Annotated in this window: 26 protein-coding genes and 1 pseudogene; 12 read left to right on the top strand and 15 right to left on the bottom strand. The window is 61.9% G+C overall.

Annotation, left to right across the window (positions count from 1 at the left end; all coding sequences use genetic code 11):
* Positions 1 to 28: 28 nt before the first annotated feature.
* Positions 29 to 1342, bottom strand: coding sequence for an adenylosuccinate lyase (gene purB / locus ACUXUR_RS13125; protein WP_445502806.1), 1314 nt, complete (start codon positions 1340 to 1342; stop codon positions 29 to 31).
* Between the two features lie 58 nt (positions 1343 to 1400).
* Positions 1401 to 2072 carry a ribulose-phosphate 3-epimerase gene (gene rpe, locus ACUXUR_RS13120; protein WP_445502952.1) on the bottom strand — a complete coding sequence of 224 codons (672 nt, stop codon included), beginning with the start codon at positions 2070 to 2072 and terminating at the stop codon, positions 1401 to 1403.
* Positions 2073 to 2279: 207 nt separating this feature from the next.
* Here rpe and ACUXUR_RS13115 point away from each other — a divergent pair, with 207 nt between their 5' ends.
* Positions 2280 to 3521, top strand: a complete 1242-nt coding sequence (locus ACUXUR_RS13115; RefSeq protein ID WP_445502805.1) for an NAD(P)/FAD-dependent oxidoreductase — start codon at positions 2280 to 2282, stop codon at positions 3519 to 3521.
* A gap of 153 nt (positions 3522 to 3674) precedes the next feature.
* On the opposite strand, the gene ACUXUR_RS13110 is transcribed toward ACUXUR_RS13115, so the two are convergent.
* Complete coding sequence (locus ACUXUR_RS13110) at positions 3675 to 4700, bottom strand: P1 family peptidase (protein WP_445502804.1); 1026 nt, start codon at positions 4698 to 4700, stop codon at positions 3675 to 3677.
* Between the two features lie 94 nt (positions 4701 to 4794).
* On the opposite strand from ACUXUR_RS13110, the gene ACUXUR_RS13105 reads away from it, so the two are divergent.
* Positions 4795 to 5523: a cytochrome c biogenesis CcdA family protein gene (locus ACUXUR_RS13105; protein ID WP_445502803.1), complete on the top strand. Its 729-nt coding sequence runs from the start codon at positions 4795 to 4797 to the stop codon at positions 5521 to 5523.
* A gap of 17 nt (positions 5524 to 5540) precedes the next feature.
* Here ACUXUR_RS13105 and ACUXUR_RS13100 read toward each other — a convergent pair whose 3' ends face one another.
* The 7 genes and pseudogenes from ACUXUR_RS13100 to ACUXUR_RS13070 all read right to left on the bottom strand — a co-directional run bounded on the left by ACUXUR_RS13100 (position 5541) and on the right by ACUXUR_RS13070 (position 12083).
* The gene (locus ACUXUR_RS13100) at positions 5541 to 6293 is read right to left on the bottom strand and encodes a phosphodiester glycosidase family protein (protein ID WP_445502802.1); all 753 of its coding nucleotides are present in this window, start codon (positions 6291 to 6293) and stop codon (positions 5541 to 5543) included.
* Positions 6294 to 6395: 102 nt separating this feature from the next.
* Entirely contained in the window at positions 6396 to 7523 is a 1128-nt protein-coding gene (locus ACUXUR_RS13095) for a branched-chain amino acid ABC transporter substrate-binding protein (RefSeq protein ID WP_445502801.1), read from the bottom strand.
* 241 nt (positions 7524 to 7764) lie between these two features.
* Entirely contained in the window at positions 7765 to 8127 is a 363-nt protein-coding gene (locus ACUXUR_RS13090) for a DUF6867 family protein (RefSeq protein ID WP_445502800.1), read from the bottom strand.
* Positions 8127 to 8894: an ABC transporter ATP-binding protein gene (locus tag ACUXUR_RS13085; RefSeq protein ID WP_445502799.1), complete on the bottom strand. Its 768-nt coding sequence runs from the start codon at positions 8892 to 8894 to the stop codon at positions 8127 to 8129. The genes ACUXUR_RS13090 and ACUXUR_RS13085 overlap by 1 nt, the downstream gene beginning before the upstream one ends.
* 32 nt (positions 8895 to 8926) lie before the next feature.
* Positions 8927 to 9736, bottom strand: a pseudogene (locus tag ACUXUR_RS13080) (ABC transporter ATP-binding protein); the annotation flags it as partial.
* Positions 9736 to 11148 (bottom strand): high-affinity branched-chain amino acid ABC transporter permease LivM, encoded by a 1413-nt coding sequence (gene livM, locus ACUXUR_RS13075; RefSeq protein WP_445502798.1) that lies wholly within the window; start codon positions 11146 to 11148, stop codon positions 9736 to 9738. The gene livM and the pseudogene ACUXUR_RS13080, both read right to left, overlap by 1 nt.
* A 14-nt stretch (positions 11149 to 11162) precedes the next feature.
* Complete coding sequence (locus ACUXUR_RS13070; RefSeq protein ID WP_445502797.1) at positions 11163 to 12083, bottom strand: branched-chain amino acid ABC transporter permease; 921 nt, start codon at positions 12081 to 12083, stop codon at positions 11163 to 11165.
* Positions 12084 to 12379: 296 nt separating this feature from the next.
* On the opposite strand from ACUXUR_RS13070, the gene ACUXUR_RS13065 reads away from it, so the two are divergent.
* On the top strand, positions 12380 to 12907 hold the full coding sequence (locus ACUXUR_RS13065; RefSeq protein ID WP_445502796.1) for a flavin reductase family protein: 528 nt from the start codon (positions 12380 to 12382) through the stop codon (positions 12905 to 12907).
* 146 nt (positions 12908 to 13053) lie between these two features.
* Here ACUXUR_RS13065 and ACUXUR_RS13060 read toward each other — a convergent pair whose 3' ends face one another.
* A complete protein-coding gene (locus tag ACUXUR_RS13060) occupies positions 13054 to 13902 on the bottom strand; it encodes a methionyl-tRNA formyltransferase (RefSeq protein ID WP_445502795.1) in 849 nt (282 codons plus the stop codon).
* Between the two features lie 144 nt (positions 13903 to 14046).
* Between ACUXUR_RS13060 and ACUXUR_RS13055 the strand changes: the two genes are divergently transcribed.
* From ACUXUR_RS13055 to ACUXUR_RS13040, 4 genes are all read left to right on the top strand, one after another.
* Positions 14047 to 14637: a helix-turn-helix domain-containing protein gene (locus tag ACUXUR_RS13055; protein WP_445502794.1), complete on the top strand. Its 591-nt coding sequence runs from the start codon at positions 14047 to 14049 to the stop codon at positions 14635 to 14637.
* A gap of 10 nt (positions 14638 to 14647) precedes the next feature.
* Positions 14648 to 15181: a GNAT family N-acetyltransferase gene (locus ACUXUR_RS13050; RefSeq protein WP_445502793.1), complete on the top strand. Its 534-nt coding sequence runs from the start codon at positions 14648 to 14650 to the stop codon at positions 15179 to 15181.
* A 141-nt stretch (positions 15182 to 15322) separates the two neighbouring features.
* Entirely contained in the window at positions 15323 to 15592 is a 270-nt protein-coding gene (locus ACUXUR_RS13045; protein ID WP_445502792.1) for an usg protein, read from the top strand.
* A gap of 82 nt (positions 15593 to 15674) precedes the next feature.
* Positions 15675 to 16271, top strand: coding sequence for an exopolysaccharide biosynthesis protein (locus ACUXUR_RS13040; protein WP_445502791.1), 597 nt, complete (start codon positions 15675 to 15677; stop codon positions 16269 to 16271).
* A 75-nt stretch (positions 16272 to 16346) separates the two neighbouring features.
* Here the strand turns inward: ACUXUR_RS13040 and ACUXUR_RS13035 are convergent, their stop codons facing one another.
* From ACUXUR_RS13035 to map, 3 genes are all read right to left on the bottom strand, one after another.
* Positions 16347 to 16817, bottom strand: coding sequence for a PRC-barrel domain-containing protein (locus ACUXUR_RS13035; protein ID WP_445502790.1), 471 nt, complete (start codon positions 16815 to 16817; stop codon positions 16347 to 16349).
* A gap of 71 nt (positions 16818 to 16888) precedes the next feature.
* Positions 16889 to 17575: a RadC family protein gene (radC, locus tag ACUXUR_RS13030; protein WP_445502789.1), complete on the bottom strand. Its 687-nt coding sequence runs from the start codon at positions 17573 to 17575 to the stop codon at positions 16889 to 16891.
* Positions 17576 to 17657: 82 nt separating this feature from the next.
* A complete protein-coding gene (gene map, locus ACUXUR_RS13025; RefSeq protein ID WP_445502788.1) occupies positions 17658 to 18479 on the bottom strand; it encodes a type I methionyl aminopeptidase in 822 nt (273 codons plus the stop codon).
* A gap of 145 nt (positions 18480 to 18624) precedes the next feature.
* Between map and ACUXUR_RS13020 the strand changes: the two genes are divergently transcribed.
* Positions 18625 to 19452 (top strand): FkbM family methyltransferase, encoded by an 828-nt coding sequence (locus ACUXUR_RS13020; RefSeq protein ID WP_445502787.1) that lies wholly within the window; start codon positions 18625 to 18627, stop codon positions 19450 to 19452.
* 3 nt (positions 19453 to 19455) lie between these two features.
* On the opposite strand, the gene sfsA is transcribed toward ACUXUR_RS13020, so the two are convergent.
* The gene (gene sfsA / locus ACUXUR_RS13015) at positions 19456 to 20175 is read right to left on the bottom strand and encodes a DNA/RNA nuclease SfsA (protein WP_445502786.1); all 720 of its coding nucleotides are present in this window, start codon (positions 20173 to 20175) and stop codon (positions 19456 to 19458) included.
* 115 nt (positions 20176 to 20290) lie between these two features.
* Between sfsA and ACUXUR_RS13010 the strand changes: the two genes are divergently transcribed.
* From ACUXUR_RS13010 to ACUXUR_RS12995, 4 genes are all read left to right on the top strand, one after another.
* A complete protein-coding gene (locus tag ACUXUR_RS13010; protein WP_445502785.1) occupies positions 20291 to 21043 on the top strand; it encodes a competence/damage-inducible protein A in 753 nt (250 codons plus the stop codon).
* Between the two features lie 38 nt (positions 21044 to 21081).
* The gene (gpt, locus tag ACUXUR_RS13005; protein WP_445502784.1) at positions 21082 to 21588 is read left to right on the top strand and encodes a xanthine phosphoribosyltransferase; all 507 of its coding nucleotides are present in this window, start codon (positions 21082 to 21084) and stop codon (positions 21586 to 21588) included.
* 22 nt (positions 21589 to 21610) lie between these two features.
* Positions 21611 to 23167: an AMP-binding protein gene (locus ACUXUR_RS13000; protein WP_445502783.1), complete on the top strand. Its 1557-nt coding sequence runs from the start codon at positions 21611 to 21613 to the stop codon at positions 23165 to 23167.
* A 114-nt stretch (positions 23168 to 23281) separates the two neighbouring features.
* Positions 23282 to 23575: a hypothetical protein gene (locus ACUXUR_RS12995; RefSeq protein ID WP_445502782.1), complete on the top strand. Its 294-nt coding sequence runs from the start codon at positions 23282 to 23284 to the stop codon at positions 23573 to 23575.
* Positions 23576 to 23824: the final 249 nt, after the last annotated feature.

Here is a 23824-nt window from a genome sequence, read left to right as displayed (position 1 = left end):
CGTTAGGCAAAAATGTCCAGATCCGGAGCTATGCCCCAGCGGAACCGAAGACCCGCGTGAAGATCGTATCCACATGCTTGAAGTGATAGCCCAGATCGAAGCAGGCTTCGATCTCCTCAGGCTTCAGGTACTTCGTCACGTCGGGATCGTTCTTCAGAAGCGTCAGGAACTCGCCTTCGCCGCGCCAGACCGGCATGGCATTGCGCTGAACGAGGCGGTAGGCGTCCTCGCGGGAGGCGCCTTTTTGCGTGAGGGCCAGCAGAACGCGTTGCGAGTGAACGAGGCCGCCGAGGCGGTCCAGGTTCTTCTGCATGTTCTCAGGATAGACCACGAGCTTGTCGATGACGCCGGTGAGGCGCGCCAGCGCGAAGTCCAGGGTCACGGTAGCGTCCGGTCCAATCATGCGCTCGACCGAGGAGTGGGAGATATCCCGCTCGTGCCAGAGCGCCACGTTCTCCATGGCGGGCAGCGCATAGGCGCGAACCATGCGGGCGAGACCCGTGAGATTTTCCGTCAGCACCGGGTTGCGCTTGTGCGGCATGGCAGAGGAGCCCTTCTGGCCCGCCGAGAAATACTCTTCTGCTTCCAGAACCTCGCTGCGCTGCAGGTGGCGCACTTCCGTCGCCAGCCGCTCGATGGAGGAGGCGATCACGCCGAGCGTCGCAAAATACATGGCGTGACGGTCGCGCGGGATCACCTGGGTCGAAACGGGCTCGACCTGGAGACCCATCTGCTCGGCCACGTATTCTTCCACGCTCGGGTCGATATTGGCGAAAGTGCCGACGGCACCCGAGATGGCGCAGGTGGAAATCTCGCGCTGGGCCTCGATCAGGCGCAGCTTGCAGCGCTCGAATTCCGCATAGGCCTGAGCGAGCTTGAGGCCGAAGGTGGTGGGCTCCGCGTGGATGCCGTGCGAGCGGCCGATGGTCGGCGTCATCTTGTGCTCGAAGGCGCGGCGCTTGATGGCGGCGAGCAACTCGTCCATGTCGCGCAGCAAGATGTCCGTGGCGCGGGCGAGCTGCACGTTGAAGGTGGTGTCCAGCACGTCGGACGAGGTCATGCCCTGGTGGACGAAGCGGGCTTCGGGGCCGACGATCTCGGCGAGGTGCGTGAGGAAGGCGATGACGTCGTGCTTCACCTCACGCTCGATGGCATCGATGCGCTCCACGTCGAAGGTTGCCTTGGAGCCCTTTTCCCAGACTGTCTCCGCAGCCTCCTTCGGCACGACGCCGAGATTGGCGAGCGCCGTGGTGGCGTGAGCCTCGATCTCGAACCAGATGCGGAACTTCGTTTCGGGCGACCAGATGGCCACCATCTCGGGGCGGCTGTAACGAGGGATCATGGCTCTACACTTCCACGCGGATGATATGCCCGCGCGGTAGCACGATAGCCTCTCGATCTCAACGTGCCTTCGCGGCTGCCTCGCGAATGGCTGCCATGTTGGCGGCATAGGCGGAAGGACCGCCCTTGAAGACGGCGGAGCCCGCCACCAGGACATTGGCGCCGGCTTCCGCCACCAGAGGCGCGGTTTCGGGGGTGACGCCGCCATCGATTTCGATGTCGATAGCCCGATTGCCGACCATCTCCCTGACGCGCCGCAGCTTCGGGCAGACGGAGGGGATGAAGGCCTGCCCGCCGAAGCCGGGATTGACGGTCATCAGGAGGATCAGATCCAGATCGTCGAGCACGGGCTCGATGGAGGCCTCGTGGGTGCCCGGATTCAGGACGATACCGGCCTTCTTGCCCAGCTTGCGGATGGTCTGAAGCGAGCGGTGGAGATGGGGACCGGCCTCCGCATGAATGCTGATGATGTCCGCGCCCGCCTTGGCGAAAGCTTCGAGATACGGATCGACCGGGGCGATCATGAGGTGAACGTCGAAGATCTTCGACGTGTGCGGGCGGATAGCCTTCACGATATCCGGGCCCATCGTGATGTTCGGCACGAAATGGCCGTCCATGACGTCGATATGAATCCAGTCGGCACCGGCGGCGTCGACAGCGCGGATTTCCTCGCCGAGCTTCGAGAAGTCTGAGGCGAGAATGGAGGGGGCGATGAGAAGCGGGCGTGTCATGAAAAGGGGCGGTAGCACGCGTCTTCTCCGACGGCAACGGGCTTTCGCGATTGTCATGATCCAATTGAATACCACTTGCCTGGGGAGAGACGTTTTTGCCGCACGAATTGCATGGACGACCTCTCGGGAACGGGAGTAGAAACTCTTCCGAAACAAAGCGAAAAGCTCCGCTCTCCCCACGAGAGTCAACGAGACAGGCAGGGCTTCATGCGTAAGGATGTGGTTGTTCTTGGCGCCGGCATCGTCGGTGTGTCGATTGCCGTGCATTTGCAGAAACGCGGCCGTTCCGTTCTCCTGATCGACAGGCGCAAGCCGGGTGAGGAGACTTCCTTCGGCAATGCGGGCCTGATCCAGCGCGAAGGCGTCTACCCTTACGGCTTCCCGCACGATTTCGGAGCTCTGCTGCGCTACGCGCTGAACAACAACATCGATGCCCATTATCACTGGAGCGCGATCCCCAGGATCGCGCCCTTCCTGCTCCAGTACTGGCTGCATTCCCGTCCGGCCCAGCACAAGGCGATCGCGCGGATGTACGCGCCGCTCATCGAGCGCAGCGTCACCGAGCACATGGCGCTGGCCGAGGAATCCGGTTCCACGCATCTCATCCGCCCCACCGGCTGGCTGAAGGTGTTCCGCAACGAGAAGAGCAGGGACGAGCAGTTCCGGGACGCCGAGAACGTGAAGCGCGATTTCGGCGTGAACTTCGATGCCCTCGACACCAGGGGCGTGGCCGAGCGCGAGCCTCACCTGAAGATCGAGACCGAGGGCGGTATCCACTGGACCGATCCGGCAACCGTTTCCGATCCTCATCTGCTGACGATGGGCTATGTCGGCCTGTTCGAGCGTCTTGGCGGCGAGCTCGCTGCCGGCGATGCCCGGACTCTCGAGGAAACCTCGACTGGATGGCGTGTCCAGACCGAGAAAGGGCCGGTGGAGGCTGGCGCTGTGGTCGTGGCGCTCGGCGCCTGGGCCGACGTGCTGACGAAGCAGCTCGGCTATAACCTGCCGCTCGCCGTCAAGCGCGGCTACCATATGCACTACAAGCCCGAGGGCAATGCGGTGTTGAACCGGCCGACCCTCGATTTCGACCGTGGCTACTTCCTGGCTCCGATGCTGAAGGGGATACGCCTCACCACGGGCGCGGAGTTCGCCGTGCGCGATGCGCCCAAGACGCCGGTTCAGCTCGACCGGGCCGAGCCGATCGCGAGGGAGTTCTTCCCGCTCGGCGAGCGCGTCGATCCCGAGCCGTGGATGGGCATGCGCCCCTGCACGCCGGACATGATGCCGATCATCGGCAAGGCTCCCCGCCACAAGAACCTATGGTTCGGCTTCGGCCACGCCCATCACGGCCTGACCCTCGGTCCCGTCACGGGACGCCTGCTCGCTGAGATGATTACGGGCGAGACCCCGATGGTCGATCCGAAGCCCTATCGGGTCGAGCGCTTCTGAGCCTTCCGATCCTGCATTTTCTCGGCATGGCCGGGCTCGTCCCGGCCATCTCGTTTTTTGAGACGCGCCGGGCTTCTTTGCATCGGGATCATCGGCACAAGGCCAGTGATGACATGGAGGAAAGTTTCAGCGCTTTTGTGCTCGGAATGCATCTTAGCCTTTAACCAGCCCGCTAAACCTGTCCTTCCAGGCGGGCTGTGCTCCGGTGAAGGGCAGGGCGGTGGCCTCGTAGACGCCGCGTGCGATGGCGCGGGCCAGACAGTCGCTCGCGAGAGCGCCGATTTCGATGAAGTCCGCCGCTTCGTCCTTCAGGGGCTTCCTGCCCGTTGCGGCGGCAAAGATCGTATCCCCATCATAAAGGGCATGGGCGAAGCGCAGGCCCTTCGCGTGGCCGTCATGGGAAATGACAGCCAGCCGCTTGGCTTGGGCCTTGGTCAGCACGGCGTCCGTAGCGATCAGCGCGATGGTCGTGGAGATGGGCGGCGCGGCTTCCTGAGCACGGCCTTTCCAGTTGAGCCTGCGCATCTCGGGCGTGATCCGGCTCGGTAACCCTAAGCCTCCGAACTCCTGGCCTTCCTCATAGGCTCCTGCCCAGAAATGCGGCCCGTCCCCGATGAGGGTCGAGGCCAGGGCGTTGACGATGACCAGCGCGCCGACCGTGTGGCCTGCGCTCGTCACCGCGCTCGCCGAACCGAGTCCTCCTTTCAGATCGACGGTCGTCGCGCCATAGCCGCCGCCCGCCGTCCCGAGCTCAAACTCGAGACCGGCGGCCTTGGCGGCCTCGTAGCCCAGCTCGCGATAGGGCGGATAGCGACCCCATTCCTTGTTGCCGCCGTTGAGGAGATCGAAGGTGATGGCTTGGGGTACCAGGGGAACGAGCGCGGAACCCACGGCAAAGCCGATGCCCTTTTCCCGTAAGAAGGCCTGCACGCCGCCGGCCGCATCAAGACCGAAGGCCGAGCCACCTGAGAGGACGATGGCATTGATGCCCGGCACGACCTTGTCCGGCTCCAGCAGATCCGTGTCGCGGGTTCCCGGCGCGCCGCCGTTGACGGCATAGGAAGCGACCGCAGGCTCGTCGAACAGAATGGCAGTTACCCCGGAGCCGAGTTTCGGATCATGGGCGTTGCCGACCCGAAGGCCTGCCACATCGGTGATAAGATTGCGCAAAGCTGTCATCTCCTAAAGCAACTCCAAAAGCGCCGGCTTCACAAGCAGGAGAGCCTTGCATCCACCAGCTTTCTCGAGGCGTCGGAAAGGGCTAGAAGGCCTCATGCTCAGCGTTTCCTTTCCTGCCGCGGCCCTCGGCGGCCTCATCAGCTTCTTGAGCCCCTGCGTTCTGCCGCTGGTCCCGCCGTATCTGTCGTTTCTCGCAGGCACGACCTTCGACCAGTTGCACGCCGGGGATGACCGGGCCGTGCGCCGCCGTGCGATGGTGGCAGCGTTGCTCTTCGTGGCAGGCTTTGCGACCGTGTTCGTGCTGCTGGGCGCGACGGCCTCGGCACTGGGCCAGGTGATCCGGCAGTACCTCGATGTCTTGAGCACGATTGCGGGCATCGCCATCATCATCATGGGCGTGCATTTCTTAGGCATCTTCAGGCTCCATTTCCTCCACCGGGAGGCGCGTTTCCAGGTAGAAAAACCCATTGGCCTCTGGGGTGCCTATGTGATGGGCCTCGCCTTCGCCTTCGGCTGGACGCCCTGCATCGGCCCGGTGCTCGCGGCTATTCTGGCAGTGGCGGGATCGGAAGACAGCGTCTCCTACGGCGCCATGCTGCTCGCAGCCTATTCGGCGGGCCTCGGCATTCCCTTCCTGCTTGCAGCCTTCGCCATGAAGCCCTTCGTTGCCCTCATGAAGCGCATGCGTTCCCGTTTCGGCCTGGTCGAGAAGACTATGGGCGTTCTTCTGATCCTCACCGGCATCGCTTTCCTCACGGGCTGGATCACCAACATGTCGTTTTGGCTGCTGGAGGCGTTTCCGGCTCTTGGGCGGTTGGGATAGACAGCCGCTATTGAAACTTAGCGCTCCGTGGCGCCTACAATCGGACCGAGCGGGAAGATCCCGTCGGAGCGATTCAGGGCCGGCGCATAAAGGCTGGAAATCGTCCCATCGAGGAAGAGGGCGTTGTTGCAGGATAGGCGATCGCGGAACAAGCGAGCAAACGCACCGAAGGAGACCGGCCCCTCCGAAATCGCGAACACCACTGTTTGGGCATTCCTGATGCCTACGCCGTTGCGGACCTTCAGCGAGGTGCCGTCAGTCGAGAAACGAGGATGGATCTTGCCATCGATGACGAGCATGGGCCCGGACTGGGTCGCGAACTCGGCTTTCGGCTGGCGCTTGAGATAGCGTTCGGTTTCCAAGACGCCGGCGCGATCACCGGTGAGATAGAAGACACCGTTCGGCTTTAGGTGGAAATTGCCCGGTCCGTTGGCGGTATTGATCTTCTTGAGTTCTCGCCCGTCTTCAATATAGAGGCCGACCGGCGAAAGATCCTGGTGGTACATGCCGGCGTTCATGGCAAAGACGATGCGCCGCCCCTCACGGGTGCCGCCAATCAGTCGTTCAAACGAACCATAGGCTTTTCCGTCTGCCCCCTGCCAGTAGAGCCTGAGCCGATGGCGGCGCAGATCAATCGTGCAAACCGTGTAACTCGCTTCCTCATAGGCAATCGGCTGGCAGACGCCCTCAGCCGCAGCCGCTTCCAAGGGAGCGAACGACACCCAGGCAGCGGCCAGGACAGCGGTGAAGACGAGGAAAAAGGGGTGCATGAACGTCCTCTATCATCCTGCTTCGACGCGCCTAATGCCCGAATACAGCAAAAACCCGCCCTGTTGCCAGGGCGGGTCTGTTCGTTCGGCGAGGCCGATCGATTACATGCCGAGCTCGTTGCCGGAGTAGTCGATCTTGCCGTCGGCGCCCTTCTTCCAGACGTACATGATGTAGTCCGGACGGGTAATGTCGCCCTTCTTGTCGTAGGAGATGTCGCCAATGACGGTCTTGAACGGCTTACCGGCCTTCATGACGTCGGCGATCTTCTTGCCGTCGAAGCTGTTAGCCTGCTTCGCGGCTTCGGCCAGGATCTGGGCCGCAGCGTAGGAGTACAGGGTGTAAGCCTCGGGGTCGTAGTTCTTGGCCTTGAACTTGGCCACCACGTCCTTCGCGTTCGGGTTCTTACGCGGATCCGGCGAGAAGGTCATCAGGGTGCCTTCGGCACCGGGGCCAGCGATCGAGGTGAACTCGGCCGACACGATGCCGTCACCCGACATCATCGGGGCGTTCAGGCCCTGGTCGCGCATCTGACGGATGATGAGGCCGGCTTCCGTGTGGAGACCGCCGAAGTAGACGACGTCAACGCCGGACTGCTTCAGCTTCGACACGAGAGCGGAGTAGTCCTTCTCGCCCGGGTTGATGCCTTCATAGACGACTTCCTTTAGGCCCTTTGCGTTCATGGCCTTCTGGGTCTCGTCGGCAAGGCCCTTACCATAGGGGGTCTTGTCATGAACGATAGCGACCTTCTTGCCCTTGAACTTGTCGGCGAGATAGCCGCCGGCAACGGCGCCCTGCTGGTCGTCGCGACCGCAGGTACGGAAGGTGTTCCACATGCCGCGCTCAGTGAACTTCGGGTTCGTGGAGGCGGGGGTGACCTGGACGATGCCAGCTTCCTGATAGACTTCCGAGGCCGGGATCGAGACGCCGGAGTTGAAGTGGCCGACGACCATCTTCACGCCTTCAGCGGCGAACTTGTTGGCAACGGACACGCCTTGCTTCGGGTCGGACACGTCGTCGCCGATCACGAGCTGGAGCTTCTGACCATTGATGCCGCCAGCGGCATTGATGTCCTCGATAGCCTGCTCGACGCCGTTCTTCAGCTGAGCGCCGAAAGCCGCGTTCGGGCCGGTGATGGGGCCTGCAACGCCGATCTTGATCTGCGCGCTGGCTGCGCTGGAGAAGGCGAGGCCAAGACCAAGCGCCACGCCGGTCAACAGCATTTTTTTCATGAGGTTACTCCTCTGGGTGGTTTTATAGGCCCCTCTTCCTCGTGGGGCCGGTTTGACGGGGAACCCGTCATCCAAGGTAACATCATGCTGGTTTTTAAGCGGATGTCACCTGGGAATTTTTTGGACCAGAGCATCGGACCCAAAAGTGGAAACCACTTTTGGGATCAATCCGATGCTCCACCTTTTTAAAGCGGCGCATCGTTTGGTGCGGAAAACCGGGATCGCTTTTCCGCACGATGCACTAGGCCTTTGTACTAGAAGCCTTTTCCCGCCAGGAAAACGGGCCGCTCCGCTCGTAGAGCCAGCGGTATTGCGTAGTCATCTGCCGAGCCCGGGTGTACTGGAACCCGAGGGAGCCGACGATCAGCAGCACGATCGTGTCCACTGCGTAGTAGTGGATCGAGAGCAGGGTGCCCCCGAACAGCGCGAAGTGGATGAACCGGACCGCAGCACCCAGGATGAAGAGGTACAGGATCAGATTCCAGTAGGCGCGCCAGGTGATGGCGATGGCCCGACCGGTCATCCAGGCTCCCGAGCCGCCCATGATCACGGTGATGAGGAGGAAGAGCCAGATCGAAGGCTCTTCGTAAAGGATACCCTGCATTAGTGGTGTCCTCCTTCGAGATAGGCCGCACGGACCTGCGGGTTTTCCAAGAGTTCCTTGCCGGTACCGCTCATGGTGATGTTGCCGGTCACCATCACGTAGCCGCGATGGGCGAGCCTGAGGGCATGGTAGGCGTTCTGCTCCACGAGGAAGACCGTCATGCCGTCCTTCTCGTTCAGCTCTTTGATGATGGTGAAGATCTGCTTCACGATCAGGGGGGCAAGGCCCAGCGACGGCTCATCGAGGAGGAGCAGGCGTGGACGGCTCATGAGCGCGCGGGCGATGGCCAGCATCTGCTGCTCGCCGCCCGAGAGCGTGCCGCCACGCTGCTGTAGGCGCTCCTTCAGGCGCGGGAAGAGGGTGCAAACCCGCTCCAGATCCTGGTTGAAATGGGCCATGCCGTTGATGGCGGCGCCCATCTGCAGGTTCTCGAACACGGTCATGCGCGGGAAGATGCGGCGGCCTTCCGGCGATTGCGCAATGGACAGATGCGCGATCTCGTGGGTCGGCATCCGGGTGATGTCCTTGCCCGCATAGGTGATCGTGCCTTCACGAGCGCGCGGGTTGCCGAAGATCGTCATCATCAGCGTCGACTTGCCGGCGCCGTTGGCGCCGATCAGGGTGACGATCTCGCCTTCATGGACATCCATGTCCACGCCCTTGAGAGCGATGATGTTGCCATAATAGGTCTTCACGCCACGCACGCTGAGAAGCGGCTGACGGCCCGCATGGGCTGCGGTTTGTTGAATGCTTGCTCCAGCGGTCATGCGCCGATCTCCGCTACGACTTGCTGCACCTCTTCTTCATCCGCCACGCCGAGATAGGCGGCGATGACCTTGGGATCGTTGCGCACCTCAGAGGGCGTGCCGTCCGAGATCTTCGTGCCGTAATCGAGCACCACCACGTGATCCGAGATCTCCATGACCACGGACATGTCGTGCTCGATCAGGAGGATGGAGGTGCCGTGATCCTTGCGAATCGAAAGCAGCAGGTGGTTCAGCTCAAGAGACTCGCGCGGGTTGAGGCCCGCCGCCGGCTCGTCGAGGCAGAGCAGGAGCGGGTCCGTGCACATGGCGCGGGCGATCTCCAGACGGCGCTGGTCGCCGTAAGGCAGGTCGCCGGCCGGGTCGTCGGCGCGGTCGATGAGACGGGTCTTCTCGAGCCAGAACTTTGCCTTCTCGATGGCCTCCTTCTCGGCCTTGCGGTAGCCGCCGAACCCGAGCACGCCGAGGAAGGTGAAGCCCGAGGCGATCATCAGCGGGTTGTGCTGAGCCACCAGCAGGTTCTCGAGCACGGTCATGCCGGAGAACAGGCGGATGTTCTGGAAGGTGCGGGCGACCTTGGCCTTCCAGTTGATGTCGAAGCCCGGGAGCCTCTCCAGCAGCAGGTGCGAGCCGTCCGGCTTGCGCAGCGCGATCATGCCTTCAGTCGGCTTGTAGAAACCGGTGATGCAGTTGAAGACCGTTGTCTTGCCCGCGCCGTTCGGGCCGATGAGCGCGGTGATGTCGCCGCGCCCGGCCTTGAAGGAGAGGTCGTTGACGGCAACGAGGCCGCCGAAGCGCATCGTGAGATGCTGTACGTCGAGGATGGGATCCTGCAGCCAGCGCATTAGCCGTGTCCTTCCTTCACGAGCGAGCCGGAAATGGCCTTGCGCTCTTTCAAGATCACCGAGGGTTCACGTTCCGAAATCAGTCCACGCGGGCGCCAGACCATCATCGCCACCATGCCCATGCCGAATAGCAGCAGGCGGTATTCGTTCGGATCGAAGCCCGAGCCGAACACGGCCTGGAGGAAGGTCAGGTTACGCAGAATCTCGGGTCCGCCGACCAGCACGATGGCGGCAATCGCCACTCCGATCTGGGAACCCATGCCGCCGAGCACCACGATGGCCAGGATGATCGCCGATTCCAGGAAGTTGAAGCTTTCCGGAGAGACGAAGCCCTGGCGGACCGCGAAGAACGAGCCGGCGAAGCCGCCGAACATGGCGCCGAGCGCAAAGGCCGTGAGCTTGGTGTTCGTGGTGTTGATGCCGAGCGAACGGCAGGCGATTTCGTCCTCGCGCAGCGCTTCCCAGGCACGGCCGACCGGCAGCTTGCGAAGGCGCATGGTGACGAAGTTGGTGAGCAGCGCCAGACCGAGGATGAGGTAATAAAGGAAGATACCCCGATGCATGGTGTGGAACTCGAGCCCGAAGAGATTCGCGAAACCGCCTTCGTCGTTCGTGAACGGAATGCCGAAGAAGGTTGCGCGCGGGATCGACGAGATGCCTGCGCCACCGTTGGTCAGGTCCACCCAGTTGATGAGGACGAGGCGGATGATCTCACCGAAGGCCAGCGTCACGATGGCGAGGTAGTCGCCGCGCAGACGCAGCACCGGGAAGCCCAGGATGATGCCCCACATGGCCGCCAGGATGCCGGCCAGCGGCAGGCAGATCCAGAACGACAGGCCGAACGTGGTCGAGAGCAGGGCGTAGGAATAGGCGCCGACCGCATAGAACGCGACGTAACCGAGATCGAGCAGGCCCGCGAGGCCCACCACGATGTTGAGACCCCATCCGAGCATCACGTAGGTGAGGATCAGGACGCCAAGGTCGATCCAGTACCGGGACTCGCCCAGACCGCCCTGGATCAGAACGATCAGGAACGGGAAGGCGAGCGCAATCCCCAGGAAGAAGGGGATTGCGAACTTGGAGACATGCTGAAACGCGCTCGGCTCGGCATGAACCGGCTCTGTGGCCTGATGCGCGCTGGGCGTAGCCTGGCGATAGGCCTTCGTCGCCGTGAAGGCGTGAAGGGCGAGCCGCAGGCCGAAGACCAGGGCGCACATGATGGCGACCAGGCCCCAGCGCTGGGTGAGGAACAGGTCCGCGCCGCTCTGCTCCGTCTTGAAGGACAGGATCGGAATCGAGAGGCCCAGAGTGATGAGCGCCGTCTTGAAGGAATCCTTCAGGGCGGCGGCGAGGTCGAAGCGGCGCTCGACCGATGTCGTCGGCGCCGTTGTCGTAATGGAAGGAGCGTTCATGCTCGGCAAGCTCCTTAAACCTTCTCGACCTCAGGCCGTCCGAGGATACCGGAGGGCATGAAGATCAGAACGATGGCGAGGATCGAGAACGCGGCAACGTCCTTGTACTCGATGGAGAAATAAGCGGACCAGAAGGTCTCGATGAGGCCGATGATCAGGCCACCGAGAACCGCGCCCGGAAGCGAACCGATGCCGCCCAGAACTGCAGCCGTGAAGGCCTTCACGCCCGGCACGAAGCCGTCGTTGAAGCTCACCACGCCGTAATAGAGCAGGTACATGGTGCCCGCGACGGAGGCGAGGGCTGCGCCGATCACGAAGGTCAGCGAGACCGTACGATCCACATTGATGCCAAGCAGCGAGGCCATCTTACGGTCCTGCTCGCAGGCGCGCTGGGCGCGGCCGAGCGAGGTCTTCTGCACAAGATACCAGAAAATCGTCAGCAGCACCGCCGTCACGACCATGATGATGATCTGCTTGTAGGAGATCGCTACATTGTAGCCGCTCGCTCCCTGGAACAGCACCACCACGTCCTGCACCATAGGCGGCGTCGGCTTGTTGCGCGCGCCCTGGGCGACCTGGACGAAGTTGGAGAGGAAGATCGAGACGCCGATCGCCGAGATCAGCGGCGCCAGGCGGAACGAGCCGCGCAGGGGCCGATAAGCGATGCGCTCGATGGCCCAGCCCCACAGGGAAGTGAGCACCATGGCGATAATCAGCACGAAGAAGAGCGCCAGTACCACGGAGGAGATCCCGAGCCATGTGGTCAGGATCAGGAAGAAGATGAGCGCAATGAAAGCGGAAAGCATGAAGACGTCGCCGTGGGCGAAGTTCACCATGCCGATGATACCGAAGACCATCGTGTAACCGATGGCGATGAGGCCGTAGATCGACCCCAGCGTCAGCCCGTTGATGAGCTGCTGCACAAAGATTTCCATGTCCTACCCTTAGCCCTCTGGAAGCGGGTCTTGCTTGGGAACGGCCCAGCAAAGCACGATGCGGATGCAAGGCCAAGCCGATACGTCGGCTAAGCGCGTCTCTAGCAAACGGTTTTTCGTTCGACAACGTACTGTTATGATTCCTATCGGTCTTGTTGATGGAATATTCGGCACGGTTTGACCGGATTGAGAGCAAGCCGCGAACGGCCGCTTCCAAAGCCCGCACGCAGGACCCATATGGACGCCAACGGCCTTGTGCTCCGCTCCAAAGAGTGGGAGAGGCTTCCTGGAAGAACATGTTGAAGACTCCCGCTCCGCCCTCATCTGCCGCATCCGGTGCCCTTGGTCGCGACTCCGTCCTCTTTCGTGAGGGCATGAGCCGCGTTGCCGCAGCCGTTCACGTGGTCACCACGGATGGATCGGCCGGAATCGCCGGTTTTACGGCGACCGCTGTCACCCCCGTCACGGACGACCCGGCCTCGCTCCTGGTCTGCGTCAACACGGCCGCTCGTTCGGCGCAGGCGCTCCTGGCCAATGGAGTGTTCTGTGTGAACACTTTGACCGCGGACGATCAGGATCTGGCGAATATCTTTGCAGGCCGCACCGAGCTGCATGGGCCGGACCGCTTCTTGAAGGGAGAGTGGGGCAAGCTCATTACCGGCGCGCCTGCACTCACCACGAGCCTCGTCTCCTTCGATTGCCGCCTGACCGATGCCCGCGTCGTCGCCACCCACCACGTGATCATCGGCGAGATCGTGAACATCCGCCTCGGCGAACGGAAGCCGGCGCTGGTCTATCAGGGGCGGCTCTACCACGAGCTTTGAGACCTCGAGGGTGCGTGACCCGAGGAACCTTCGGTCTCCGCCTCCCTAAAGCGCATGCTCCTGGAGATTCGCCCATGCTCAAGTTCATCAGACATATCGTCCTTCTCCGGCAAGCCAGGACGTTGCTGAAGCATCGGCGCTGAGCGTTACGTTCCTCTCGCCGGTCCCGGCGCATAGGGGCTCCAGCCCGTGATCTGCACGAATCCGTCCCTCGCCGCGACGACCATGTGCTTGCGATGCTTGTGGACGAGGGATCCCGGCCTGAAGCCGTGCTCCTCCCGCCAGCCGGAGGCTTCCCATACATAAACGTAGCGGGAATCGACCTGCGCGAAGGCCTCGATGGAGCCGAAGGCGCGGATCGTGCGCAGCACGTCCTGGACGCCGCCTGTCCAGTCGATTGTCCTTTCGGCTTGTGTGATCCGGGGCCAGTAGGTGCCCGGTCCTTGCGGCTTGGCCTCTTTCCAAAGCCGGGGGAGATCCTCGACCAGCCGGCCCGCAATGTCCTTCGCCGCCATCTGGCATTTGGCGAGCAGCGTATCATGGGTTTCCTGTGGGCTAAGGGAAAAGTGCTTCTGGGCCAGGATAGGGCCCGTGTCGAAGGCGGGCTCCAGGGTATGGGCCGTGACGCCCCATTCCGGGACATCATCGAGAATAGCCTTGAACAGAGGGTAGGGGCCGCGCCCGCTCGGCAGGGGCGAGGGGTGGAAGTTGAGAGCATAGGGAACGTGCTGCTCCCAGCCTCTGATGAGCCAGGGATAGCCCGCCACGATCAGCACCTGACAGCCTGACGCTTTCAGCGCGGCGAGATCGGCCGGAGTAATGCGCGTCATCTGAATCGGCAGCCGCAGCGCTCGGGCGCGGGTGATCGTGGCGTCATTAAAATCATAGATGCCGTCGCAAGGACGGCTGAATAGCTTCACCGGCTGCCAGCCCTTGGCGATCAGAGTCTCGAATACGTCTCCGAGAAAATCGATTCCGGCAAAGGCGAAGCGCATTCTTAGGTTTTCTCCTCATCGCCGGCTAAACGCCTATCAAGGCAAGACTGCGTATCCATCCAAGCCAGGTTTTTACATCGCTTCGGTTAAACAGGAACGAGCGCGGCCATTGACTCCATTATGCTGGAATTGCATTCTATCTTCATGGAAGAAACATCCAATATTAATGCACATCTCGCCGAGCGTCTGCGCGGATTGCGTGCGGAGCGCGGCTTGACCCTCGACGGATTGGCTGAGCGCACTGGGGTGAGCCGCTCCATGATTTCCCTCATCGAGCGCGGCGAGAGCAGTCCCACCGCTGTGGTGCTCGACAAGCTGGCGGCGGGCTTGGGCGTCACGCTCGCTTCCCTGTTCGCGGAGGAGGAGAATGCCGGAGCCTTGCCGCTGGTGCGCCAAGCCGAACAGCGTGTCTGGCGTGATCCGGACAGCGGGTATGTGCGCCGCAATCTGTCGCCTCCGGGCTTTCCGTCTCCCATCGAACTTGTCGAGGTCTTCCTGCCAGCCGGCGCCCGCGTCGCCTATGACACGGGCCGCCGCTCCGTGGGCGTGAGCCAGCAGATCTGGATTATCGAAGGTGAGATCGAATTGGGGCTCGGAGATGAAACTTACCGGCTCTTCGCCGGCGACTGTCTGTGCATGGACATCGAGCAGCCGACGATCTTCCGCAACCTGTCCGGTCAGCCAGCCCGCTACCTCGTGGCGCTGACCACCGGCACCAAGCCTTCACATCGTTGAGGAGATTTCCATGAATGAGACCGTCGCCATCCGTGTCCTGTCGCCGAAAGAGGCTGCCGAGCGGATCAACTTCTTGTCCAAGGTTCTGATCGATTGCGTGGAGGGCGGCGCTTCCGTCAGCTTCATGCTGCCGATGACGCAGGACAAGGCGGATAGGTTCTGGAGGGGTGTGGCCGATGGTGTGGCTGCGGGCGAGCGTATCCTTCTCGTCGCGGAGGAGAGCGGTGAGATCGTCGGCACCGTGCAGGTGGTTCTCAAACAGCCTGAGAACCAGCCGCACCGCGCGGATATTTCCAAGATGCTGGTGCATCGCGCAGCGCGAAAGCGCGGCGTCGGCGCCGCTCTCATGCTCGCGGCCGAAGATGCCGCACGCAAAGCAGGGAAGAGCGTGCTCGTGCTCGATACGGTGACCGGAAGCGATGCGGAGCGTCTTTACACGCGTCTTGGCTGGGAACGCGTGGGCGTCATCCCGAACTACGCCCTTTGGCCGCAGGGCGGACTATGCCCGACGACCTATTTCCACAAGCAGATCACACCTGCTTGAACCTTGCGGCTCAGGTCTTGCTGCGTCTTGCGGGAACCGGGGAGTGCGGTCAAGATTTAGCCTTGAGCATAGGGCAGGACATCGCCCTCATGATCGGGTGGATGCCTGCCTCGGGTTCTCGAGCCTAGAGAGGGAGTTCGCATGGCATCCAAGGATTTCATCCGCCAAATGGAAGGCTACGGGCTGACGACCGCCCAGATACTCTACCGGATGCCGGATCATCCTACGCTCCTGCAAACCTATATCTGGCAGGATTACGACCTTGCCCCCCGTTTTCCGGTGCTCATCGATTTTCTGGAGTTCTGGAAGCGGGAACTGGCGGGGCCCCTTCATTCCGTCACCATCACCCATGCGCGGTTGATCCGACCTGCCGAGTTCCGGGCCGTCTCGGGGGAGATCAACATTCATTGAGGGAGAGAAATCTCTCACAAGCCTTGGCCCGGAGGCGCAACTCGTTTAGAGAGGCTCGTCGCCTCGAACTGGCCAGGGCTCTTTGTTTTCTAACGCTCGCACATCGCAAATCCTGCTCGCCCTTGCCTCACAGCCAGGCGAGCGCCTGACCGTGCGCGACATCATGACCGTGCTGCAGGACAGAGCCTTCGCGCTCCTCGTCGTCCTGCTCGGTCTTCCGAACTGCCTTCCCATGCCGCCGCCGATTCCCCTGGTCTGCGGTCTGCTTCTCGGCTTGGTTGCCATCCAGATCGTTTTCGGCCGCGAAGCTCCCTGGCTTCCCGGCCACCTCATGAACCGGTCGCTCGCCCGCACCGATGTGGAGCGGGCCGTTGGGCGGGCGATGCCCGCTTTCCGCAAGCTGGAGCGCTTCTCTCGCCCGCGGATGACTTTCCTCGATACGCCTCTCGCCATGCGGCTCATGGGCGCAGTCATCTTGGTGATGGCGCTTGGTCTGCTCTTCGCGCCGCCCTTCGTGGGGCAGATTCCGCTCGGTCTCGCCGTGTGCCTTGTTGGCCTCGGGCTCGTGGAGCGGGACGGCCTCGTGATCATCGGCGGGCTGGTTATCGGGTCCGTCGGAATGACCTTGAGCCTCGGCTTCGTCTACGCAATCGTCGCCGGTCTGGAAACCGTCTTCTAACGCTCAAGATGCGAATGCCCGACGCTAGGCCGGGCATGCTCGCTTTGAATGAGATGTGATCAGATCTATCGGATCCTAATCGGCATCCTCGTCGAATTCCGGAGCCGATTTCAGCTGATCCACGGGCATGCTCAGCATGAGCCGCATATCGCCGGATCTGATTGCATTGGACGAAGCGGCATCCCGGTTCGAGCCTTGGATGGAGCCCGTGGTATCCGCATCGGGCATCATCTGGAAGGCGTTGAAAGGCAGCGCCACCGTCCGGTCGCCGAGGCCTTGTTCTACTTCGATCACGACAGCCGCCACTTGGCCGTTCCGGTCGAGCACCACATCCTCGACATCGCCGATGTCCTTGTTGTCGGGGCCGACCACATCCTCATCCATCAGATCGGACAGCAGCATGGAGCCGGCAGGCAGTTGGGTCATGAACTGAGGGGAGCTTGGAGCCTGCGAGGACTGGTTGGCTTGGGTTTGCCCGGACTGAGCCACGGCGCCCGTGGCCAAAAGGGCAGAGCCGAGCAGCCCGGCCATCAGCAACGTCTTCATCTGTTTCTCCTCACATCGCGTCTTCAGCCAGGGTGTAACGCGACGGGAGCAGCTTGGTTCTGATCCAAAGCTCAGATCAGGCGCAGGCCTTTCAGGCTCGCATGGCCCTCGCGGCCGACGATGATGTGGTCGAGGACGGTGATGCCCAAGGGCTTTGCCACATCAATGATCTCGCGGGTCATCTTGATGTCGGCGGAGGAGGGCGTGGGATCCCCTGATGGATGGTTGTGCACGAGGATCAGGGCGGAAGCCGAGAGTTCGAGCGCCCTCTTCACTACCTCGCGCGGGTAGACCGGCGTGTGGTCGATGGTGCCGGACTGCTGCACCTCGTCGGCGATCAGCGCGTTCCGCTTGTCGAGGAAGAGCAGGCGGAACTGTTCCCTGTCCATGAAGGCCATAGCCGTACGGCAGTAATCAAGCACCGAACTCCATGAGGACAGGACCGGCCGCTTCGCCACCTCGCCTTTGGCGAGACGGCGGGCGGATGCCTCCACGATTTTAAGATCGGTGACCACTCTCTCGCTGACGCCGTCCACCTCCATAAGCCGGGCAGGGGGAGCCGCCAGCACCTCGGCGAAGGTGCCGAAGCGCTTGATCAGCTCCTTCGCCATTGGCTTGACATCCCGGCGCGGGATGGAGCGGAAGAGCACCAGTTCCAGAAGCTCGTAATCCGGCAGCGCATCACCACCCACTTCGAGGAAGCGGGTGCGCAGGCGATCACGATGGCCGTGATAATGAGGATTCTCGTCGCCGCTCATACCTGCCTGGAATCGTCGCTCTCGAAGAATGAACGAAGACTCTTTAGCTCAGCCGGCGTGAGATACAAAGTTGCTTGTCTCGTCAGCCCAGATTGTAGGGCGGCTTATCCAGACCTTTGGGCGAGTAGGTGAACACCTCGACGCCCGTCTCCGTCACCCCCACCATATGCTCGAACTGAGCCGAAAGCGACCGGTCGCGGGTCACGGCGGTCCAGCCGTCGGAGAGCACCTTCACCTGCGATCGGCCCAGATTGATCATGGGCTCGATGGTGAAGAACATGCCGGGCTTCAGCTCGACGTTATAGGCCGGCTCCACATAGTGGAGAATCGTCGGAGAATCGTGGAAGGTCCGGCCGATGCCGTGGCCGCAGAAGTCCCGTACCACGGAACAGCGCTCGGCCTCGGCGTAAGCCTGGATGGCCGCGCCGATGTCGTTGGTAGTGGCGCCCGGCTTCACAGCGGCAATTCCGCGCAACAGGCACTCGTAAGTGATCTCACAGAGCCGCTGGGCGCGACGGGGGACCTCGCCGACGTAGTACATGCGGCTCGAATCGCCGTGCCAGCCGTCCAGGATCAGGGTCACGTCGACATTCATGATGTCGCCGTCCCGCAGCGGCTTGTCGTTGGGGATACCGTGACAGACGACGTGGTTGATCGAGGTGCAGATCGTCTTTGTGTAGCCGCGATAATGCAGGCAGGCCGGATAGGCGCCGTTGTCGCGGATGAACTCGAAGGCGAGCCGGTCCAGATATTCCGTTGTAACGCCGGGCCTTACATGCTCGGTGAGCATATCCAGGCACTCGGCCACCATGCGCCCGGCACACCGCATCCCCTCGAAATCTTCGGGGGCATGCAGCGGGATATCGGCTGAGCGCTTGCGTTCGACAACGTCGGTCTCGGTCATTCTCGGTCCTTGCGTTCAAGCCCGAATGTAAGGATCATCTTGCCTGGCGCAAGCAAGGACCCTGCTTCAATGGGTTGCGAATAAGCCTCAGGGGTGTCATGAGCAACCCTGTTCATCCGGTTTCGTGGCTTTGGATATTTCCGTCGTGAATGACCCGCGTCCCTTTGGGACCTTTGCACCTACAGGCATCACCCGTTGGGTGATCGATCGCACGCGCGGTCTGCCTGGCAGCTGGGTGGGTCGCCGCATCGCCATGATCATGCGCCGGGTGGTCATGAAGTCCCTGAAAGGTCAGCCCCTTGATCTGGAGACCTTCGGGGTCCGGATGCGGATCGTTCCCTACAAGAACATCTGCGAACGGCGCATTCTTTTTACGCCTCAGTACTTTGATCTTGACGAGATCAAGCTCATCGCTGACCGCAATAAGGGAGATTTCACCTTCATCGATGTGGGCTCGAATGTCGGCTGGTACTCGCTCCTGGTGGCCCGCAGGGTCTGCGCGTCCTCCCGGATCCTGGCGGTCGAGCCCCAGCCGGAGATCTTCGATCGGCTGATCCACAACATTCGCCTGAATCCCTTCGGCACGATCAAAGCGGTGGATTGTGCCGTCGCCGACAAGACGGGCGAGCTCACTTTGTTCCTCGACCCTCTCAACAAGGGCGAGGCGAGCCTCAAGATCGTGAATTCGAGCCAGACCGACACGATTCGCGTGCCAGCCGTGACCCTGCTCGACCTGGTGAACCGGGAGGGATTTTCCCATCTGGATGCGGTCAAGCTCGATGTGGAGGGGGCTGAGGACCTGATCCTCGACCCGTTTTTCAGGGATGCGCCTGCCTCCCTCTACCCGTCGTTATTCATCATCCCCGACGTCGCCGATCGCTGGCAGGTGGATATACGCAAGCTCCTCGAGGAGAAGGGCTATCGCCAGACCCTCCAGACCCGGATGAACCTCGTTTTCGAGCGGGCCGAATAGCCCTTACCGTGGTGTAATGATCTCCACCGGCCGGTCGATGGCGACCTCTTCCGGCGTGATCCGGCAGATATAAGCGTAGGACTCCACCCCCGAGTTAAGGGCATGGCGGAAGGCCTTGTCATAGGCTGGATCGATGTCGCGCGCCACGTCGAAGCGGTTCGCATCCATCTGGATCACGTAGACGAGGGCGGCACGGGCTCCGGAGGCCGCCATGTCGGCGAGCTCATAGAGGTGCTTGGCGCTGCGGGCCGCCACGCAATCGGGGAACTCGGCAAAGCCCGCCTCCCGCATCAGGTGGCAGTTCTTGACCTCGAGGTAGCAGGGCGGCTCACCGTCCTTTTCCAGCAGAAAATCGACCCGGCTGTTCTTGCCGTATTTCACCTCCGGGCGGACACGGTCGTAACGGGTGAAAGGGGCAAGCCGTCCCTCGCGCAGGGCCTCGGCCACGAGGAGGTTGGGGCGGGAGGTATTGATGCCGATGAGCTGCAAGGGGCCGCCGCCGGCCGCGACCTCCACGAATTCCCAATTGTACTTGAGCTTGCGGGCAGGGTTCGAGGCTCGGGAGAGGAACACCCGGCTGCCGGGCTCCTTCAGGCCCATCATGGCGCCCGGGTTGGCGCAATGGGCCGTCACGATCTCACCGGAGGCAAGCTCCACATCGGCCAGAAATCGCTTGTAACGCTCGATCAGCCGGCCCTCGAGCAGGGTTTCCTGAAAACGCATTCAATCCATCACTTGGGAAGAAAGGTTTTCCGTAGCAGGGGAGAAGCATTGCCTTCAACTGAACCCTTGCTTGAGAATTGCCGTTTCTGGAGCTAAAGCCCCTCAAAAGGGATCGATGCGCATGGCCGTCTCCGTTACAGCCGCCCTTCTCATCATCGGCGATGAGATCCTCACGGGCCGCACCAAGGATAAGAATATCGGCTACATTGCCGAGTACCTCACAGGCATCGGCATCGACCTGCGCGAGGTGCGCGTGGTACCGGACGAGGAGGAGGAGATCGTCTCCGCCGTCAACGCCCTGCGCAGCCGCTACACCTATCTCTTCACCACCGGCGGCATCGGCCCGACCCATGATGACATCACCGCTGATTGCGTCGCGAAGGCTTTCGGCGTCGGCATCGGCCACGACCCGCGCGCCGTCGCCATGCTGCAGGAGCGCTACCAGCCGCACGAGCTGAACGAGGCACGCCTGCGCATGGCGCGCATCCCCGATGGGGCCGATCTGATCGAGAACCCGATTTCCAAGGCGCCAGGTTTCAAGATCGGCAATGTCTTCGTGATGGCCGGTGTCCCCTCGATCATGCAGGCCATGCTCGACAACATCGCGCCGACGCTCCAGACCGGCGCCCGCATGATCATCGAGACCATCGAAGCCGAGGGACTTGCAGAGGGCATCTATGCCGAGGGGTTGAGCGCAATTGCCGCCGCACATCCGGGCGTTTCCATCGGCTCTTATCCGTCGTTTTCCACGAGCGGCTTTCGCAACCAGATCGTCGTGCGGGGCAAGGACCCTGCCGATGTCACCAGAGCCGCCAACGCTATTCATGATTTGCTAGGCCGCCTGAAGAGCGACCAAGCCCCCCTTTAACGCGTTCTCACTCATCACAGCACCATACGAGCAAGACGATGTCTCCCACCTCTCCGAAAGCCTTCCCCGTCTCCTGGGATCAATTCCATCGCGATTGCCGCGCGCTCGCCTGGCGTCTCGCCGCGGCTGGTCCTTTCGAGGCGATCATCTGCATCACCCGCGGCGGCCTCGTGCCCGCGGCCATCGTGGCGCGCGAGCTCGATCTGCGCCTCATCGAGAGCGTCTGCATCGCGAGCTATCACGACTACAAGAGTCAGGGCGAGCTGAAGGTGCTGAAAGACATCGCACCTTCCATCAAGGCCATTGGTGACGGCCTGGGCAAGGGCGTGCTCGTCATCGACGACCTCACCGACACCGGCAAAACCGCCAAGATCGTGCGTGACATGCTGCCGAACGCGCATTTCGCCGCCGTCTACGCCAAGCCCGCAGGTCGCCCGCTGATTGATACCTTTGTCACAGAAGTGAGCCAGGATACCTGGATCTACTTCCCCTGGGATATGGGCCTCGCTTACCAGGCCCCGATCCGCGAAGGTTCGGCCGGCTAAGCGTTACGCTTAAGGAGCGCCCGTGACAGAGTTCGACATCGCGCGAACGCGCAAAAGTCTGTTCGGCGCGCTCCTCGATGCTCGCGATCAGTTCGGGAAGAACAAGGTTGCCTTGGAGGATCTCGAGCGTCAGCCCATCACCTTCGGGCGGCTCGTTTTGGGCGCGCTGGTTCTGGGGCGGAAGCTTGCGGGTCTCACCAAGGAACGCGAAACCGTCGGCGTCCTTCTGCCGAATGTTCAAGCCATCGTGGTGACCCTGTTTGGCCTGAATGCCTTTGGACGCGTTCCGGCTTTCCTGAACTTCACGGCGGGCATCAAGAACCTCAAGGCGGCATGCGAGATTGCTGGAATCAGGACCATCGTCACCTCCCGCCGTTTCGTGGAGCAGGGAAAGCTCGATGAGATCGTAACGACCATGGGAGAGGGGCGGCAGATTCTCTGGCTTGAGGATGTGCGCGGAACGCTGACGAGCCTCGACAAGCTCCGGGGCGTTCTCGATTCCTGGATGGCGCGCCGGGTTCACTCGCAAGCAAAAGTCAGCCCCGATGATCCGGCAGTGGTGCTGTTCACGTCAGGCACGGAAGGCACGCCCAAGGGAGTGGTGCTGTCGAATGCCAATCTGGTCGCCAACGCCTATCAGGTCAAAGCCCTGGCCGGCGATATCCTGACGCCGGACGATGTGTTCTTCGATCCCTTGCCGATCTTCCATTCCTTCGGTCTCACGGCGGGGCTTCTGACGGCCGTTCTCAACGGCACGAAGTCCGTGCTCTACCCGAGCCCTCTTCATTACCGGCAGATCCCGAAGCTCATCGCCGGCACACGCGCAACCTTCATGCTGGGGACGGACACGTTTCTCCAAGGCTATGCCCGTGCCGCGAGCGAGAACGATCTTGCCAGTGTGCGCTACGTCATCGCCGGGGCCGAGCGGGTCAAGGACGAGACGCGAGCACTCTGGGCTAAGCATGGCGCCGTCATTCTCGAAGGCTATGGCGCGACCGAATGCTCGCCGGTCATCTGCGTCAGCCTGCCCGATCGTAATCGCCCGGGATCGGTTGGGCCGTTCCTGCCCGCCATCGAATGGCGTCTCGATCCGGTTGAAGGCATCCATGAGGGCGGCCGCCTGCATGTGCGCGGCCCGAACGTGATGAAGGGCTATCTCGATCCCGAGCGGCCGGGGGAGGTCATTCCGCCTTCGGACGGCTGGCACGACACAGGCGACATCGTGACCGTGGAGGACGGCATCGTCACCATTCGGGGCCGTGCGAAGCGCTTTGCGAAGATTGGCGGCGAGATGGTGTCTTTCGCCGCGATCGAGACGATGATCCAGGGCCTTTGGCCGGACTTCAATCACGTGGTTGTTGCTTTGCCTGATCCACGCAAGGGTGAACAGCTCGTGCTCGTCACCGATAAGCCTGCCGCTGATCGTGATGTGCTGCTGGCGCATGCCCGAGGAGAGGGATTCCCGGAATTGTGGGTGCCGAAGGCCATTCTCGTTTCGGGGATTCCCGTGTTGGGTTCCGGCAAGGTCGATTATGCGGCCACTGTGGAGATGGCGCGGCGCCTTCAGGCCATGCTTTAGACAAGACCCGTTGTAGGATCGGTCTCCCATTCGCCTGTAACAAAGCTGAGCGCGCTGCGTTGTCTCGCAAGAGAGCCGCCTTGTTAAGGCGGCACAGGGACGATGGATGCCGCCATGCAAAGGATAGCTCTTGCTCTGGTCTTCTTGATCCTCGGTTCCGGCGTCCAGGCCCAGCAACGTCTCTCGACACTCAACCTTACATGCGGCCAAGCCCAGCGGGTCATCTTCTCCAGAGGGGCTGCCGTCCTGGGCACAGGCGGGTACACTTATGATCGCTTCGTTCGTGATCGTAGTTTCTGCGAATTCAACGAGTATCTCGACCCTGCTTTCGTGCCGACCAGAGATACTCCTCAATGCCCTATCGGGTATCGCTGCCGCACTAATCGCCCGTACTTCTTTGATGATTGAGACTGGGGCTAAGAGCGCCCTGCCGTTGGGAGATGTCCTTCGGCAATGGGAGAGCTTCAGAAGTGTTGAGATTATGACACACTTTCCCGGAAACTCCTGAGCACGATCTTGTTTTGCCCATTTCTTGGGCAATAAGTCCTTTCGAAGGGCAGGTCTGACATTTGGAAAGATTGCCTGAATCGAGCCCATCAGTATTGTCACGGTTGCACACGGGTCCTGGACTCAGGCGTTTAAGAATTCTGGAGATAC

This window comes from Microvirga medicaginis, assembly GCF_052658925.1.
This window is presented reverse-complemented; position numbering and strand designations above follow the sequence as displayed.